Source organism: Citrobacter sp. R-1.5.2 (genome assembly GCF_035064245.1).
Lineage (GTDB): Bacteria > Pseudomonadota > Gammaproteobacteria > Enterobacterales > Enterobacteriaceae > Citrobacter.
The window spans coordinates 78,665-94,600 of sequence record NZ_JASEYC010000001.1; the positions used below are offsets into that span (position 1 = coordinate 78,665).

General features: G+C 53.9%; 9 protein-coding genes. 2 read left to right on the plus strand and 7 right to left on the minus strand.

Annotated features, from left to right (window positions below; all coding sequences use genetic code 11):
- Positions 1 to 261: 261 nt before the first annotated feature.
- Positions 262 to 582 carry an ATP-dependent Clp protease adapter ClpS gene (gene clpS / locus QMN38_RS00355; RefSeq protein ID WP_323604175.1) on the plus strand — a complete coding sequence of 107 codons (321 nt, stop codon included), beginning with the start codon at positions 262 to 264 and terminating at the stop codon, positions 580 to 582.
- 30 nt (positions 583 to 612) lie between these two features.
- Positions 613 to 2,889 (plus strand): ATP-dependent Clp protease ATP-binding subunit ClpA, encoded by a 2,277-nt coding sequence (gene clpA, locus QMN38_RS00360; RefSeq protein WP_040231864.1) that lies wholly within the window; start codon positions 613 to 615, stop codon positions 2,887 to 2,889.
- 268 nt (positions 2,890 to 3,157) lie between these two features.
- Here the strand turns inward: clpA and trhP are convergent, their stop codons facing one another.
- The 7 genes from trhP to QMN38_RS00395 all read right to left on the minus strand — a co-directional run bounded on the left by trhP (position 3,158) and on the right by QMN38_RS00395 (position 15,667).
- Positions 3,158 to 4,519 carry a prephenate-dependent tRNA uridine(34) hydroxylase TrhP gene (gene trhP / locus QMN38_RS00365; RefSeq protein ID WP_271456719.1) on the minus strand — a complete coding sequence of 454 codons (1,362 nt, stop codon included), beginning with the start codon at positions 4,517 to 4,519 and terminating at the stop codon, positions 3,158 to 3,160.
- Positions 4,520 to 4,685: 166 nt separating this feature from the next.
- On the minus strand, positions 4,686 to 5,408 hold the full coding sequence (gene baeR, locus QMN38_RS00370; protein ID WP_137382236.1) for an envelope stress response regulator BaeR: 723 nt from the start codon (positions 5,406 to 5,408) through the stop codon (positions 4,686 to 4,688).
- Positions 5,405 to 6,808: an envelope stress sensor histidine kinase BaeS gene (baeS, locus tag QMN38_RS00375; protein WP_323604176.1), complete on the minus strand. Its 1,404-nt coding sequence runs from the start codon at positions 6,806 to 6,808 to the stop codon at positions 5,405 to 5,407. Before baeS ends, baeR begins: the two co-directional genes overlap by 4 nt.
- Positions 6,808 to 8,220: an MFS transporter gene (gene mdtD, locus QMN38_RS00380; protein ID WP_323604177.1), complete on the minus strand. Its 1,413-nt coding sequence runs from the start codon at positions 8,218 to 8,220 to the stop codon at positions 6,808 to 6,810. The genes baeS and mdtD overlap by 1 nt, the downstream gene beginning before the upstream one ends.
- Entirely contained in the window at positions 8,217 to 11,297 is a 3,081-nt protein-coding gene (mdtC, locus tag QMN38_RS00385; RefSeq protein WP_323604178.1) for a multidrug efflux RND transporter permease subunit MdtC, read from the minus strand. The genes mdtD and mdtC overlap by 4 nt, the downstream gene beginning before the upstream one ends.
- Complete coding sequence (locus tag QMN38_RS00390) at positions 11,298 to 14,420, minus strand: MdtB/MuxB family multidrug efflux RND transporter permease subunit (protein WP_323604179.1); 3,123 nt, start codon at positions 14,418 to 14,420, stop codon at positions 11,298 to 11,300. It abuts the gene before it with no gap.
- A complete protein-coding gene (locus QMN38_RS00395; protein WP_323604180.1) occupies positions 14,420 to 15,667 on the minus strand; it encodes an MdtA/MuxA family multidrug efflux RND transporter periplasmic adaptor subunit in 1,248 nt (415 codons plus the stop codon). Before QMN38_RS00395 ends, QMN38_RS00390 begins: the two co-directional genes overlap by 1 nt.
- Positions 15,668 to 15,936: the final 269 nt, after the last annotated feature.

Here is a 15,936-nt window from a genome sequence, read left to right on the forward strand (position 1 = left end):
GGCTGTTCAAAACCTCGCCAACTCTCGAAACTACAATTTAGAGAAATCAGGCGAGGCGTCAAGCGCCAGGCAGGTGGAATAGGGTAAAAATGCATCAAAATTTGAAGCAGTTAACGCTATTGTCGGATATGTGACAGATGTCGCGGATGACACTGATAGATGATAGTTATCTAATACTTGAGGTAGATTGATTGTGCGCATAGGCTCTTGTCAGCGGCAAGTTATTCTGCCGGTAACCGTAACTGAAGATGACGACTGACAATGAGTAAGACGAACGACTGGCTGAATTTCGAACAGCTGGCGGAAGACAAATTGCGCGACGCGCTAAAACCGCCATCTATGTATAAAGTGATATTAGTCAATGATGATTACACTCCGATGGAGTTTGTTATTGACGTGTTACAAAAATTCTTTTCTTATGATGTAGAACGTGCAACGCAACTGATGCTTGCCGTTCACTATCAAGGTAAAGCCATCTGCGGCGTATTTACCGCCGAGGTTGCTGAAACCAAAGTGGCGATGGTGAACAAATATGCGAGGGAAAACGAGCATCCGTTGCTGTGTACGCTGGAAAAAGCCTGAATGCAGGCATAAATATTGGGGGAGGTGCCTATGCTCAATCAAGAACTGGAACTCAGTTTAAACATGGCTTTCGCCAGAGCGCGCGAGCACCGACATGAGTTTATGACCGTCGAGCACTTGTTACTGGCGTTGCTCAGTAACCCATCGGCCCGCGAAGCGCTGGAAGCGTGTTCTGTGGATCTGGTGGCGCTCCGTCAGGAACTCGAAGCCTTCATTGAACAAACCACACCCGTATTGCCTGCCAGCGAAGAAGAGCGCGACACGCAGCCGACGCTGAGTTTTCAGCGTGTTTTGCAACGTGCTGTCTTTCATGTTCAGTCCTCCGGGCGCAATGAAGTGACTGGCGCTAATGTGCTGGTTGCTATCTTCAGCGAGCAGGAATCACAGGCGGCCTATCTGCTGCGTAAGCATGAAGTCAGTCGCCTGGACGTGGTGAATTTCATTTCTCATGGCACGCGTAAAGACGAACCGAGTCAGTCTTCTGACTCCGGGAATCAGCCAAATAACGAAGAGCAAGCTGGCGGGGAGGACCGTATGGAGAACTTCACGACTAACCTTAACCAGCTGGCTCGCGTGGGCGGGATTGATCCGCTTATTGGCCGCGAAAAAGAGCTGGAGCGCGCCATTCAGGTACTGTGTCGTCGCCGTAAAAATAACCCACTGCTGGTGGGGGAATCCGGCGTGGGGAAAACGGCGATTGCCGAAGGTCTCGCCTGGCGTATTGTCCAGGGGGATGTGCCGGAAGTGATGGCTGATTGTACGCTGTACTCTCTGGATATCGGTTCATTGCTGGCGGGTACCAAATACCGCGGTGATTTTGAGAAACGCTTTAAGGCGCTGCTGAAGCAACTGGAGCAGGATACTAACAGCATCCTGTTTATCGATGAGATCCACACTATTATCGGTGCGGGTGCGGCATCGGGCGGCCAGGTGGATGCCGCTAACCTGATCAAGCCGCTGCTCTCCAGCGGGAAAATTCGTGTGATAGGTTCAACCACCTATCAGGAGTTCAGCAATATCTTTGAGAAAGACCGTGCGTTAGCGCGTCGCTTCCAGAAGATCGATATCACTGAGCCGTCAGTGGAAGAGACCGTGCAGATCATCAACGGTCTGAAACCGAAGTACGAAGCGCACCATGACGTTCGCTACACCGCCAAAGCGGTACGTGCAGCGGTCGAACTGGCGGTGAAATACATTAACGATCGTCATCTGCCGGATAAAGCGATTGACGTGATTGATGAAGCGGGCGCACGTGCGCGCCTGATGCCGGTCAGCAAGCGGAAGAAAACCGTCAACGTGGCAGATATCGAGTCCGTCGTGGCCCGCATTGCACGGATCCCAGAGAAGAGCGTTTCGCAGAGCGATCGTGATACGCTGAAAAATCTGGGCAACCGCCTGAAAATGCTGGTATTTGGGCAGGATAAAGCCATTGAAGCACTGACCGAAGCGATCAAAATGAGCCGTGCCGGTCTGGGTCATGAGCATAAACCTGTCGGTTCGTTCCTGTTCGCCGGACCGACTGGCGTTGGTAAGACCGAAGTCACGGTGCAGTTGTCTAAAGCGCTGGGCATCGAACTGCTGCGTTTTGATATGTCCGAATATATGGAACGTCATACTGTCAGCCGCTTGATTGGTGCGCCTCCAGGGTATGTCGGTTTCGACCAGGGCGGTTTACTGACCGATGCGGTGATTAAACATCCGCATGCTGTACTGCTGCTGGATGAAATTGAAAAAGCGCACCCGGATGTCTTTAACCTGCTGCTGCAGGTTATGGATAACGGTACGCTGACTGACAATAACGGGCGCAAAGCAGATTTCCGCAACGTAGTGCTGGTGATGACGACCAACGCCGGGGTACGTGAAACTGAGCGTAAATCGATTGGGCTTATTCATCAGGACAACAGTACTGATGCGATGGGTGAAATCAAAAAAGTGTTTACGCCGGAATTCCGTAACCGCCTCGACAACATTATCTGGTTCGATCATCTCTCTACTGAGGTGATTCATCAGGTGGTGGATAAATTTATTGTCGAGCTGCAGGTTCAGCTGGATCAGAAAGGTGTCTCTCTGGAAGTGAGTCAGGAAGCACGTAACTGGCTGGCGGAAAAAGGTTACGACCGCGCAATGGGCGCACGCCCGATGACGCGAGTGGTTCAGGACAACCTGAAAAAACCATTGGCCAACGAATTGTTGTTTGGTTCGCTGGTGGATGGCGGTCAGGTTACCGTCGCGCTGGATAAAGAAAAAAATGAGCTGACCTATGGTTTCCAGAGTGCGCAAAAGCACAAGCCAGAAGCTGCACATTAATTTCTAATCACATGATAAACCGGGCGTAATGCCCGGTTTTTTTTTGCCTGAAAGTCGTGATTTGAATGGGGGAGCTCAAAGAGTTTAAACGGCAGGCAAAAAATAAGCCTGCGTAAGGGAGATTACGCAGGCTAAGGAGGTGGTTCCTGGTACAGCTAGCATTTATGGGTTATGTTTTTCAGCGGGTGGGATAATACCCTTAATGAACGAAACGGTATGTGATCGATTTCTAAGAATCTTCCGAACGCTGAAAAATAACCGTAATTAACTACTTAGCATGTGGATTGCGCGTGGACTCACCGGCAAAATTACGCATCAGTAATGCATAATTCAGATCGATATCCTGCGGTACGGGCATCCATACGGTATAACCATCACCAGGCGCAACTGGCATAGCTTCGCCTTTGGCGTTTTCCATCTGCTCAAGGGTGAAATTGACGTTACCCTGTGGCGTCATCAGCTCCAGACTGTCACCGACGGTGAATTTGTTTTTCACCAGCACAGCAGCCAGATCGCCTTTGCGTTCGCCAGTGAATTCACCGACAAACTGCTGACGTTCGGAAACAGAAAAACCGTATTCGTAGTTCTGATAGTCGTCATGCGTATGGCGGCGCAGGAATCCTTCCGTATAACCACGGTGCGCCAGGCCTTCCAGTGTTTCCAGCAGTTGCGGATCGAACGGTTTACCGGCTGCAGCATCGTCAATGGCTTTACGATAAACCTGTGCGGTACGGGCGCAGTAATAGTAAGACTTGGTGCGGCCTTCGATTTTCAGCGAATGCACGCCCATCTGGGTCAGGCGCTCAACGTGGGCAATTGCGCGTAAATCTTTTGAGTTCATGATGTAAGTGCCGTGTTCGTCTTCGAACGCGGTCATGTATTCACCCGGACGCTGGGCTTCTTCAATCATAAACACTTTGTCCGTAGGTGCGCCGATCCCAAGCGTTGGTTCCACGTTTTGTACCGGGATGGGTTCGTATTTGTGCACGATATTACCCACCACATCTTCTTTGCCTTCCTGCACGTTGTATTCCCAGCGGCAGGCATTGGTACAGGTACCCTGGTTAGGGTCGCGCTTGTTGATGTAGCCGGAGAGCAGGCAGCGGCCGGAGTAGGCCATGCACAGCGCACCGTGAACGAAGATTTCAATCTCCATATCCGGAACCTGGGTGCGGATCTCTTCAATTTCTTCCAGCGACAGTTCGCGGGACAGGATAACGCGGGTCAGGCCCATTTGTTTCCAGAACTTCACCGTTGCCCAGTTTACCGCGTTAGCCTGTACGGACAGATGAATATCCATATTAGGGAAGTGTTCACGTACCAGCATGATCAGGCCTGGATCGGACATAATCAGTGCATCCGGCCCCATTTCCACAACGGGTTTCAGGTCACGAATGAAGGTTTTGAGCTTGGCGTTATGCGGGGCAATGTTAACCACCACATAGAATTTTTTACCCAGTTCATGGGCCTCATTAATGCCGAGCTGCAGGTTTTCGTGATTGAATTCGTTGTTGCGCACACGCAGAGAGTAACGCGGTTGACCCGCATACACAGCATCTGCGCCATAGGCGAAAGCGTAACGCATATTTTTCAGCGTTCCCGCCGGGGAAAGGAGTTCCGGTTTAAACATAATTTTCTCGTTCTGATGACAGGTCAGACTCGCTTCACTGAATGAAGCGGTTGGGGGAGTGCCCCCATATTAAGGGCGGGCATTGTATCGCTGCGTGACGGGCAGGTAAAGTTATTGTGCCGGGTGGGCGTTTTGCCTTACCCGGCCTTGATTGACGTCTGGCAGATTAAGCAATCCGACAGGCATCGGCTTCCCAGCGATATCCTACGCCATAGACCGCGCGGATAAACGACTGCTCTGCATCCAGCGATTCCAGTTTGCGGCGCAGGTTCTTGATATGGCTGTCGATGGTGCGGTCGGTAACGACGCGGTAGTCATCGTAGAGATGGTTGAGCAATTGCTCGCGGGAGAACACTTTTCCCGGTTCATGCGATAGCGTTTTGAGTAAGCGAAATTCAGCGGGCGTCAGGTCGAGCATTTTTCCACGCCACGATGCCTGAAAACGGCCTTCATCGACGATCAGAGGACTTTCTGCATCCATCTGTTGCAACTCGCGCTGTGGTTTACAACGGCGCAGGATCGTTTTCACTCGTGCGACGACTTCCCGCGGGCTGTACGGTTTACAAATGTAGTCATCTGCACCGATCTCCAGCCCCAGCAGGCGGTCAATCTCTTCGATTTTGGCGGTCACCATCATAATCGGGACATCAGAGAAACGACGAATTTCCCGGCACAGAGTCAGACCGTCGGTACCTGGCAACATCAGATCTAACAAGATAAGATCGGGCGGCGTCTGGCGTACGTAAGGCAACACCTGATCGCCGTGATTGATGAGCGTAGGGGCATAGCTTGCCGCACGCAGGTAGTCGATGAGCAGTTGCCCCAGCTTGGGCTCGTCTTCCACGATCAGAATACGCGGCGTGTTTTCATCAATAGGTAACTCAGTCATACATCTCTCTGTAAGTCGCGTTCCAGCGGTAACTCTACTGTAATGCTAACCCCGCCAAAAGGCGAATGGGCGGCGCGGATCAGACCATTATGCGCCTGGACAATGTTGACGCAAATCGCCAGCCCCAGCCCGGACCCTCCGCTGGCCCGGTTACGGGACCCTTCGGTGCGATAAAAGCGTTCGAATAGTTTCTGTAGCTGTTCGTCGCTAACGCCGGGGGCGGAATCGGCGAAGGTTAATAACACCATTCGCTCGCGCTGTTCGGCGCTGATATGCAGACCGCCACCGCTGTCGGTGTAGCGTAGGCTGTTTTCTAGTAGGTTGTTAAACAGTTGCATCAGGCGATCCCTGTCGCCAAAGACCGTCATGCTGTCCGGGAGTGAAAGTTGGATCGTCAGTCCACGACTGGCGAAGCGTTCGCGAAACGCGCCGCTCGCCACTTCCAGCAGAGGGATCAGGTCCAGCGAGGTTTTCTGGTAGGCCAACGCACCTTCATCAGACATAGAAAGCTGGTGGAGATCGTCTACCAGTTTGGTGAGCGTACCCACTTCGGCCTGCAATGAGGCTACCGAATCCGGGGTGAACTGACGTACACCATCCTGAATAGCTTCGAGTTCGCCGCGTAAAACTGCCAGCGGCGTGCGCAGTTCGTGAGAGATATCAGCCATAAAGTCCCGGCGCATCTGCTGGTTTTTTTCCAGCGTACTGGCGAGCTGGTTGAAATCCTGCGCCAGTTTGCCCAGTTCATCGGTACTGGTGGGGACCACGCGGGTGGTAAAATCGCCGGCAGCCAGTTTGTGTGTGCCTTCCACCAACCGCTTAACCGGGGCCAGCAGGCTGCGCGCTAGCGTAAACGTCGCCAGCGCGGCAAGGATCGTGGAGAGCGCCACGATAAGCCAACTGGATCGTCTTTGCTGCATGTCGAAATTGATATCCGTATTCCGCGTTAAACGTTCTACGGGCGAGGCGATCACGGCCCCCACTTCGCTGCCGTTAACGCGTATGGGATGGCGCATGCCGTCGCGAGGAACTGGGCCGCGTGGGCCGACCAGCACGTGGGCACTTTGATCGACCACCCAAAATTGCGTACGCCAGCCGTGCGGCGGCATGCCGGGTCCCGGTTTATCATCGTCATTGTCGTGTTCAAAAGAGCGCAGGATCTGGAAAACAAAACGATCGTTATTGCGTAAGAATCGCCAGTTGCCGTGCTGCTCGTACTGCTCGCTTAACGCATCGCTGAGCATTTGCAGGCGTTGTTCGTTACCGTGTTTGATGTAGTCAATAAAACCGCGTTCGAAGCTAATGCGCACGGCCCAGTGCATACTGATCAGCAGCACAATGCAGGTGGCGAAAATAGCCAGAAAGAGTTTGCCGGTGATACCGGGCCGCCAGAACTTCATCAGGTGCTCCTTTTGCGCCGTGAAATCACCGCGTTGGTCTGCGTGTCGTTCGGCACGCGGGCAAAAATGAGGGCGGGCAGTGCGATAAGGAACGCAATGCACAACCAGGTATACATAAAGACGGTATGCGTAGACGCGCTGTCGATGGCGATATGCTGCTGCCCGAACATGCCTAACAACAGACCGGCGATGGTTACCCCGATACTCATCGACAGTTGCATGATCATTGACAGCAGGCTGTTGCCGCTGCTCGCGAGGTCATCCGGCAGGTCTTTTAGCGTCAGCGTGTTCATTGATGAGAAGCGGGTAGAATTGACCATCCCCTGTAAGAACAGTATGAACGGCAGAGCGTAATACCAACCGAGTAACGCGGTGCTCATCAGCAACAGGCTGACCATCGACAGGCCAAGCGTGGTGGTGACCAGTACGCGACGGTAGCCAAACCGGTTGACGACCTGGACCACGATGCGTTTCATTCCCATACTGCCCAGCACCATCGGGATCATCATCAATCCGGCATGAAATGGTGAAAAGCCCAATCCAATCTGCAGGAAAACCGGGGTCATGAACGGTAACATTCCGCTACCAATCCGCCCGGCAAAGCTGCCGAACAGGCCTAACGAGAAGGTGTGTGTACGAAACAGATGCAGGCTAAACAGTGCACGAGGGTTGTTGTGGGCATGTTTCAGATACAGCAGGATCGCCAGTACGCCACAGATAACCAGCGCTGCCAGCGTGATGTGGGAAATGCCGGTTCCCTTACTACCATCGAGCGCTAACGTGAGTACCGCCATGCCGACAGCCAGCATTATGAATCCAGAAAGATCGAAACGACGAGTTTGCATGGTGTAGTTGGGCATCAGCATTAGCGTCGCTATTGCCCCGACAATGCCAACCGGAATGTTAATCAGAAATATCCAGTGCCAGGAGGCATATTCCACCAGAATACCACCTAATGCCGGGCCCAGAAGAGGGCCAATCTGACCGGGCAAGGTGACGAATGTCATTGCCGCCATGTATTGCTCGCGTGGGACGATTTTCATCACCGTCAACCTGCCGACGGGCACCATCATCGCGCCGCCTACACCTTGTAACACGCGAGCCATCACCAGTTCATCCAGCGTTCCGGACCAGGCGCAAAAAAGCGATCCCAGCGTAAACAGAATGATCGCGGTGAAGAATATATTGCGCACACCGATTTTATCGGCCAGCCAACCGCTGGCGGGGAGCATTACGGCGACGGTAAGTACATACGACACAATGACCATGTGCATATGCAGTGGGCTTTCCCCGAGGCTTTTGGCCATCGAGGGAAGCGCGGTGTTGACGATGGTGGTATCCAGCGACTGCATGAAAAAGCCAAATGCCACAATCCAAAGTTGCCAGCGGGTGCTGTCGGGAAGTTCTGTCATAACTCTGCTACCGGTTTGCTGTTTTTACGCGAAAAACGCAGACGCAGACGGTCGAAAAAGAGATAGACCACCGGAGTGGTGTACAGCGTAAGTAGCTGACTGACAACCAGCCCGCCAACAATGGTTATCCCCAATGGTTGACGCAGCTCAGAGCCGTCACCTGCGGATAATACCAGCGGCAGCGCACCAAACAGGGCCGCCAGCGTGGTCATCATTATTGGGCGAAAACGCAGCAGGCAGGCCTGGAAAATCGCTTCTTCCGGCTGCAACTTGCCATTTCTCTGCGCTTCCAGCGCAAAATCGACCATCATGATGGCGTTTTTCTTCACAATGCCAATTAATAGCATGATCCCTATCAGGGCGATTAGGCTGAACAGGGCATTGAACAGCTCCAGCGCCAGTAAGGCCCCAACGCCGGCAGAAGGCAGCGTGGAGAGAATAGTCAGCGGGTGAACATAGCTTTCATACAGCATACCCAGCACGATATAGACGGTGGCGATGGCGGCGATAATCAGGATCACCTGTGAATTCATGGTGTCCTGAAATACCTGCGCGGTACCCGCAAAGCTACCACGCACCGTCGACGGTACCCCAAGCTGGGTCATCGTTCGGTTGATGGCCTCCGTCGCTTCAGAAAGTGAAGAACCGGTCGGCAGGTTAAACGATACGGTTGAGGCGGCAGACAACCCCTGGTGATTCACCGATAACGGCGCATTTGCCGGTTGCCATTTGGCAAAGTACGACAACGGTATTGCTTTGCCATCGCTGTTAATGACGAACATTTTGTCCAGGGCGCTGATATCCTGGGTGTAGCGTGGGTCGACTTCCATCACCACTTTGTATTGGTTCATCGGCTGATAGATGGTTGAAATTTGTCGCTGACCAAAGGCGTTATTCAGCAGGCTGTTGGCAGCTTCAACGTCGATTCCCAGACGTGACATGGTGTCACGATCGTAGGTCAGATTCATTTCCGCGCCGTTGTCCTGCTGATCGGAGTTAACGTCCGCCAGCTGGGGCAGGGCGGCCAGCGCCTTACGAATTTTTGGTTCCCATTCGCGTAGTGCGGCGAGGTCATCTGACAACAGAGTGTATTGGTAGCTGGCATTAGCCTGACGACCGCCGACGCGAATATCCTGCACCGCCATCAGAAACAGGTTTGCGCCGGGTTCTTTGGCAAGCTTCACACGCAGGCGGTCGATCACCTGTTGCGCTGTTTCGTGACGTTCTCCACGTGGCTTCAGGGTGATAAACATCATCCCACTGTTGACGCGTGAACCGCCGGTAAACCCGGTGACGTTATTCACCGCAGGATCGTCGCGGATGATCTTCATAAAGTCCTGCAGTTTGCCCCGCATCGCCTGAAACGAAATACTCTGATCGGCCTGGATCCCGCCCATGAGCACGCCAGTATCCTGCTCCGGGAAGAAGGTTTTGGGGATTGAAATATAGAGCCAGACGTTCAGGGCAATGGTTGCGAGTAGCACCACGCCCACCATGCGTGTGTGGCGTAGCACCCACTTCAGCGAGGTGGCGTAGCTTTGTTGTAATGCCACCAGTACACGGCCAAATCCCCGCTTACGCGATTGTTCGCGTGGCGTGCTGGATTTGAGCATCCAGCCACACATCATCGGCGTCAACGTCAGCGATACCAGCAATGAAATACCGATAGCCACCGACAGGGTGACGGCAAACTCGCGTAACAGACGGCCTGGCAGCCCGCCCATTAACAGCAGTGGCAGAAACACCGCCACCAGCGACAGGCTCATGGAGAGAACCGTGAAACCCACCTCGCGCGTGCCCTGTAGCGCCGCCTGTAACGGTTTCATTCCTGCTTCGAGGTGGCGTGCAATGTTCTCCAGTACCACAATGGCATCATCGACGACAAAACCCGTCGCGATGGTTAGGGCCATTAACGACAGGTTGTTGAGGCTAAATCCACACAGATACATCGCGGCAAACGTACCAATCAGCGAGACCGGAACCGCAACGGCTGGGATCAGGGTGGCACGCCCGGAGCGCAGGAAGACAAACACCACCAGGATAACCAACGCGACGGAGATAATCAGTGTTTGTTCTACTTCAGCCAGCGAAGCGCGGATAGTGGGTGAACGATCCTGGGCGATTTGTAGATCGATAGCGGCAGGAACCAGGGTTTGTAACTCCGGTAGTTTGGCGCGAATGCTGTCGACCGTATGAATAATATTGGCTTCCGGCAGTTTGCGGATCATCAACAGAATGGCCGGTTTGGCATTGGTCATCCCCGCATTGCGTACGTCCTGCACTGAATCACTGACAGATGCAACATCCCCCAGTCGCACAGCTGCACCGTTGTTATAGTGGATGATAACTGGCTTATATTCCGCCGCGGTTTTTAGCTCATCGTTGGTTTGTACCTGCCAGCGATGGGTTTTATCTTCGATAGCACCCTGTGGTTTACGCACGTTGGCGTTATCGATAGCGCTACGCACCGCGTCCAGCGATACACCCTGGTTAAACAGCGCCTGCGGATTAAGCCCCACACGCACGGCGGGAAGAGAGCTTCCTCCGACATCCACATCACCGACGCCGTTGATTTGTGCGATGGTCTGCGCCAGTTGCGTCGATGCGAAATCGTATAATTCACCTTGCGAGTACGTGTCCGATGTTAGCGTCAGGATCATGATCGGGGCATCTGAAGGGTTGGCCTTCCGATACGTCGGGCGGCTGGGCATCCCGCTGGGCAGCAGGCTTTGCGCTGCGTTAATGGCGGCCTGTACGTCCCGTGCTGCACCGTTGATGTCGCGGTCAAATTTAAATTCGAGAATAATGCGCGTGCTACCAAGCGAACTGCTTGATGTCATCTCATTTACGCCCGCGATCCGCCCAAGCGAGCGTTCCAGTGGGGTTGCTACGGATGACGCCATTGTTTCGGGTGATGCTCCCGGTAGTGATGCACTGACCATGATTACCGGGAAATCAACCTGCGGCAGGGGGGCCACTGGCAACAGGCGAAAGCCAAGAATCCCGCACAGGGTAATCGCCACCGAAATAAGAATGGTCGCGACCGGGCGATGGATGAAAAGCGCAAAAAATTTCATTTACGCGTCCTCTTCCTGGCGTGGGAAGCGGTTCCTGACGTACAGCGATAAACGGTCAAAAAGCAGATAGATGACGGGCGTGGTAAACAACGTCAGGACCTGGCTTACCAGCAGACCGCCAACCATGCCAATACCTAATGGACGGCGTAACTCTGCACCTACACCGGTGCTTAGCATCAGTGGCAACGCACCCAGTAGCGCTGCCAGCGTGGTCATCAGGATAGGGCGAAAACGCAGCAGACAGGCCTGGAAAATGGCATCGCGGGGTGACATTCCCTGCTCACGTTCCGCGGCAAGGGCAAAGTCGATCATCATGATGGCGTTTTTCTTCACGATCCCGATGAGCAAAATAATGCCGATGATCGCGATCACGTCCAGTTCGCTGCCGGCAATCATGAGCGCCAGCAACGCCCCGACACCCGCAGTGGGAAGTGTAGAGAGAATCGTAATCGGGTGAATAAAGCTTTCGTACAATACGCCGAGCACGATATACATCGCGACCACTGCCGCCACAATCAGCCAGATGGTGTTGCCCAGAGCAGCCTGGAAGGCAAGCGTACTGCCCTGGAACTGAGTGGTGATATTTGCGGGCAGGTTAAGTGTTTTTTCGGCATCCTGAATCGCCTGTACCGCATCGCCCAACGACTGGTTATCTGGCACATTGAACGAGATAGTCGTCACCGGGAATTGATCGAGATGGTTAATCGATAGCGGGGCAAAACGCTGCTCAATGCTGGCGATAGCGCTGAGCGGTACGATCCCGCCATCGCTACTGGTCAGACGAATGGTATCCAGCGCTGCAAGTCCAGGTGTGCTGTCAGTGTTATGCTCTAACACCACGCGATACTGGTTTGCCTGCGTGTAGATAGTCGAAATCAAACGCTGTCCGAAGGCGTTATACAGGGCGTTATCGACATCCGCCATACTGATCCCTAAACGGCTGGCGCTGTCACGATTGACGTTCACATACGCGACCAACCCTTGATCCTGCCAGTCGCTGCTAACATCAGACAATTGTGGTAACTGCTGAAGTTTTTCAAGCAGCTGTGGGACCCACGTGCTGAGGGCGTCAAGAGAGTTAGCTTGTAACGTAAACTGGTATTGCGTTCGGCTGACCTGGGTATCAATCGTCAGATCCTGCGTGGGTTGTAGATAAAGGTCAACGCCAGGGACTCTGTCTACCTCATCCTGCAATCGGGCGATCACCTTCTGAACGCGATCGTCGCGCTCATCCAACGGTTTAAGATTAATTTGCAGACGAGCACTGTTCAGCGCGGGGTTAGTGCCGTCAACACCCACGAAGGCCGTCAGGCTTTCTACCGCAGGATCGTTAAGGATCACATCGGAAACCTGGCGTTGACGCTGGGCCATGCTGGAAAATGAACTGGATTGCGGAGCCTGCAGCGTACCCTGAATAATGCCGTTATCCTGAATCGGGAAGAAACCTTTTGGGATAAACACCCACAGCATGACACTCAGGGCCAACGTACCGAGGGCTACGCTAAGCGTCAACCACGGGTGGTTAAGTACTTTTGCCAGCCAGTGGCCGTATCCGGCAATCACCCGATCGAACATTTTCTCTGAGGCGCGGGAGAAGCGGTTTTGCTTACGCAATGACGCCTGACTGAGCATGCGCGCGCACATCATCGGTGTAAGGGTGAGCGATACGACGGCGGAAATCAGAATCGCCACTGCCAGCGTAACGGCGAATTCACGGAACAAGCGCCCGACGATATCGCCCATGAATAGCAGTGGAATCAATACCGCAATCAATGAAAACGTCAGGGAGATGATGGTGAAACCAATCTCGCCCGCACCTTTCAGGGCAGCGGTCAGTGGTTTTTCCCCTTTTTCGATATAGCGCGAAATATTCTCGATAACCACAATGGCATCATCCACCACAAAACCTGTGGCGATGGTCAGCGCCATCAACGTCAGGTTGTTGATGGAGAAATCAAGAAACACCATTACCGCGAAGGTCCCGATCAGCGATAGCGGAACGGCAACCGCAGGAATGATGGTGGCAGGAATATTGCGCAGAAACAGGTAGATAATCATGACGACCAATGCAATTGCCAGCATCAGTTCGAACTGAGTGTCGGCAACGGAAGCGCGAATATTGGTCGTACGATCCGAAAGTACAGTTACCTTCACCGATTTCGGCAGACTTTCCGTCAGTTGCGGCAGCATTTGCCGAATACTGTCCGCCGTGGAGATAATATTTGCGCCTGGTTGACGCTGTACGTTCATCACGATGGCTTGTTGTTTGTTGGCCCATGCCCCAAGCCAGCTGTTTTCTGCACCTTGTTCGACGGTGGCGACATCACCCAGTCGTACCGGTGCACCATTTTTATAGGCAACGATTAACTGGCGATACTCATCGGCAGACTGCATCTGGTCATTAGCGGAAAGTGTAACGGCGCGCGTTGGCCCATCAAGACTCCCTTTGGCGGAATTGACGTTGGCGCCGGTAATCGCCGTACGGATGGTTTCGCTGGTCAGGCCGAGCGCTGCAATCGCCTGTGCATTAAGTTTCACGCGGACCGCAGGACGCTGGCCGCCAGAAAGTGTCACCAGGCCAACACCAGATACCTGGGAGATTTTCTGCGCGACGCGGGTTTCCACCATATCTTCCACTTGCGTCATCGGCATGGCGCTCGAGGTGACGGCCAGCGTCATGATCGGCGGATCCGCTGGATTAACTTTGCTGTAGACCGGTGGGTTAGGCAGGTCACTCGGTAATAAGTTGGTGGCGGCATTGATGGCGGCCTGAACTTCCTGCTCAGCAACATCCAGTGGCAGGGTCAGTTGAAACTGCAACGTGACGACCGATGCACCACCGGAACTTTGGGAGGACATTTGTTTCAGGCCGGACATCTGTCCGAACTGGCGTTCAAGCGGAGCGGTAACCGCAGACGTCATGACATCCGGGCTGGCTCCGGGATAGAGCGTTATGACCTGAATGGTGGGGTAATCCACTTCCGGTAATGCCGCAATGGGCAGAAAACGGTAGCCGATGATACCGGCAAGCAGAATCGCGACCATCAGCAACGTGGTGGCGACGGGGCGCAGAATAAACAGGCGGGACGGGCCGCCTGTATTGCCGGGAGGTAACACCTGCATCAGGAGCTCGCTCCTTTTTTGCCATAGCCGCGCGGTGCGGCTTTGTCGTCGCTAGCGGTGGCGGCGTGAGCCTCCACGACCTCGACTTTAGCCCCTTCCGTCAGACGATCAATCCCGTCGGTGACGACGCGATCGCCCGCGGACAGCCCGGCGGAGATAACGACATTCTGACTGTCCTGAATTCCCGGTTTAACCAAATGTTTGCTGACTTTGTTGTCGTTGTTCAGTACCCAGACAAAGTGGCCTTCGTTACCCATTTGTAGTGCGGCAGTCGGGATCACGACGGCATTTTGTTCGGTATCGACGAGCATGCGAGCGTTAACAAACTGATTCGGGAACAAGGCATCGTCCTGGTTGTTAAAGCGGGCCTTTGCTTTGATGGTGCCGGTGGTGGCGTCAATCTGGTTGTCGAGGCTCAGCAGCACACCTTCGCTCAGTTTTTTCGAGTTGGTACGGTCCCAGGCCTCAACTTTCAGTGGCGCCCCCGATTTCTGTGCCTGTACTACGGTCGCGATATCGTTCTCTGGCAGAGTGAAAACCAGATCAATAGGATGGGTTTGTGTAATGACGACAATCCCGGTGGTATCGCTGCTGGATATCTGGTTACCCACATCCACAAGCTTCAGGCCCACCCGACCATCAACAGGAGCCGTTATCCGGCTCCAGTCGAGTTGTAATTGCGCGCTGGCGACGCTGGCTTCATCGGCTTTTATCGTCCCTTGTGTTTCGTTGACCAGCGCCTGTTGTGCATCCAGTTCCTGACGAGAGACCAGATTCGTTTTGACCAATTGCTGATAGCGGGCGAGGTCGCGACGAGCATTGGCTAGCGTGGCTTTATCTTTCGCTAGCTGTCCCTGCGCCTGAGCCAACGCAACGTTAAACTGGCTCGGGTCGATCTCGGCCAGCAGATCGCCGGCTTTCACCTGTTGCCCTTCCTGAAAGTGTATGGCGATGAGTTGGCCGTCCACGCGACTGCGTACCGTCGCGGTGTTCGCGGCAGTAATGGTACCCAGCCCGGTCAGATAGCGTGGAACCGCTTGTTCGACTGCCGTAGCCGCCTGAACCGGAGCCAACGGACCGGAACGCATTCCTCGTCGTCCCGTTGCCGGAGCGGGTTGTGTCTGACGGGTCGCGCCGGGGGCTGTTCCCTGAGGTTCGCTGCGACTTTGCCAGAACCAGAAGGCGGTGATGGCGGCCACGACGATCACGATTACTATCACCCAGCGGGATTTGTTACGGCCTTTCATTGTTATGAGTTTCTCATCCTGAAACGTTTCGCGGAATGATACTAGTTTAGCCAGTGAACAAGGGAGAAAAATGGAGGAATTATGAAACACTGTCGGGATTCGTCTGAATGACGGCGCGGCTTTGCGAGGCATTACGCAACAATCAGCAGCGAAAATCGCCAATGCGAAATAGTGTGTCAGAGTGTGGTCAAGGCAATAAGGAGGTAAGCCAGAGATTTCAGCGGGACGCTGGAACGGGAAAGCCCCTCCCGAGGAAGGGGCCAAAAAAA

What these genes read in the sequence shown, in the direction of transcription:
- clpS (WP_323604175.1), top strand. Translation starts at nt 262, where the DNA reads ATGAGTAAGACGAACGACTGGCTGAATTTCGAACAGCTGGCGGAAGAC.
- clpA (WP_040231864.1), top strand. Translation starts at nt 613, where the DNA reads ATGCTCAATCAAGAACTGGAACTCAGTTTAAACATGGCTTTCGCCAGA.
- trhP (WP_271456719.1), bottom strand. Translation starts at nt 4,519, where the DNA reads ATGTTTAAACCGGAACTCCTTTCCCCGGCGGGAACGCTGAAAAATATG.
- baeR (WP_137382236.1), bottom strand. Translation starts at nt 5,408, where the DNA reads ATGACTGAGTTACCTATTGATGAAAACACGCCGCGTATTCTGATCGTG.
- baeS (WP_323604176.1), bottom strand. Translation starts at nt 6,808, where the DNA reads ATGAAGTTCTGGCGGCCCGGTATCACCGGCAAACTCTTTCTGGCTATT.
- mdtD (WP_323604177.1), bottom strand. Translation starts at nt 8,220, where the DNA reads ATGACAGAACTTCCCGACAGCACCCGCTGGCAACTTTGGATTGTGGCA.
- mdtC (WP_323604178.1), bottom strand. Translation starts at nt 11,297, where the DNA reads ATGAAATTTTTTGCGCTTTTCATCCATCGCCCGGTCGCGACCATTCTT.
- QMN38_RS00390 (WP_323604179.1), bottom strand. Translation starts at nt 14,420, where the DNA reads ATGCAGGTGTTACCTCCCGGCAATACAGGCGGCCCGTCCCGCCTGTTT.
- QMN38_RS00395 (WP_323604180.1), bottom strand. Translation starts at nt 15,667, where the DNA reads ATGAAAGGCCGTAACAAATCCCGCTGGGTGATAGTAATCGTGATCGTC.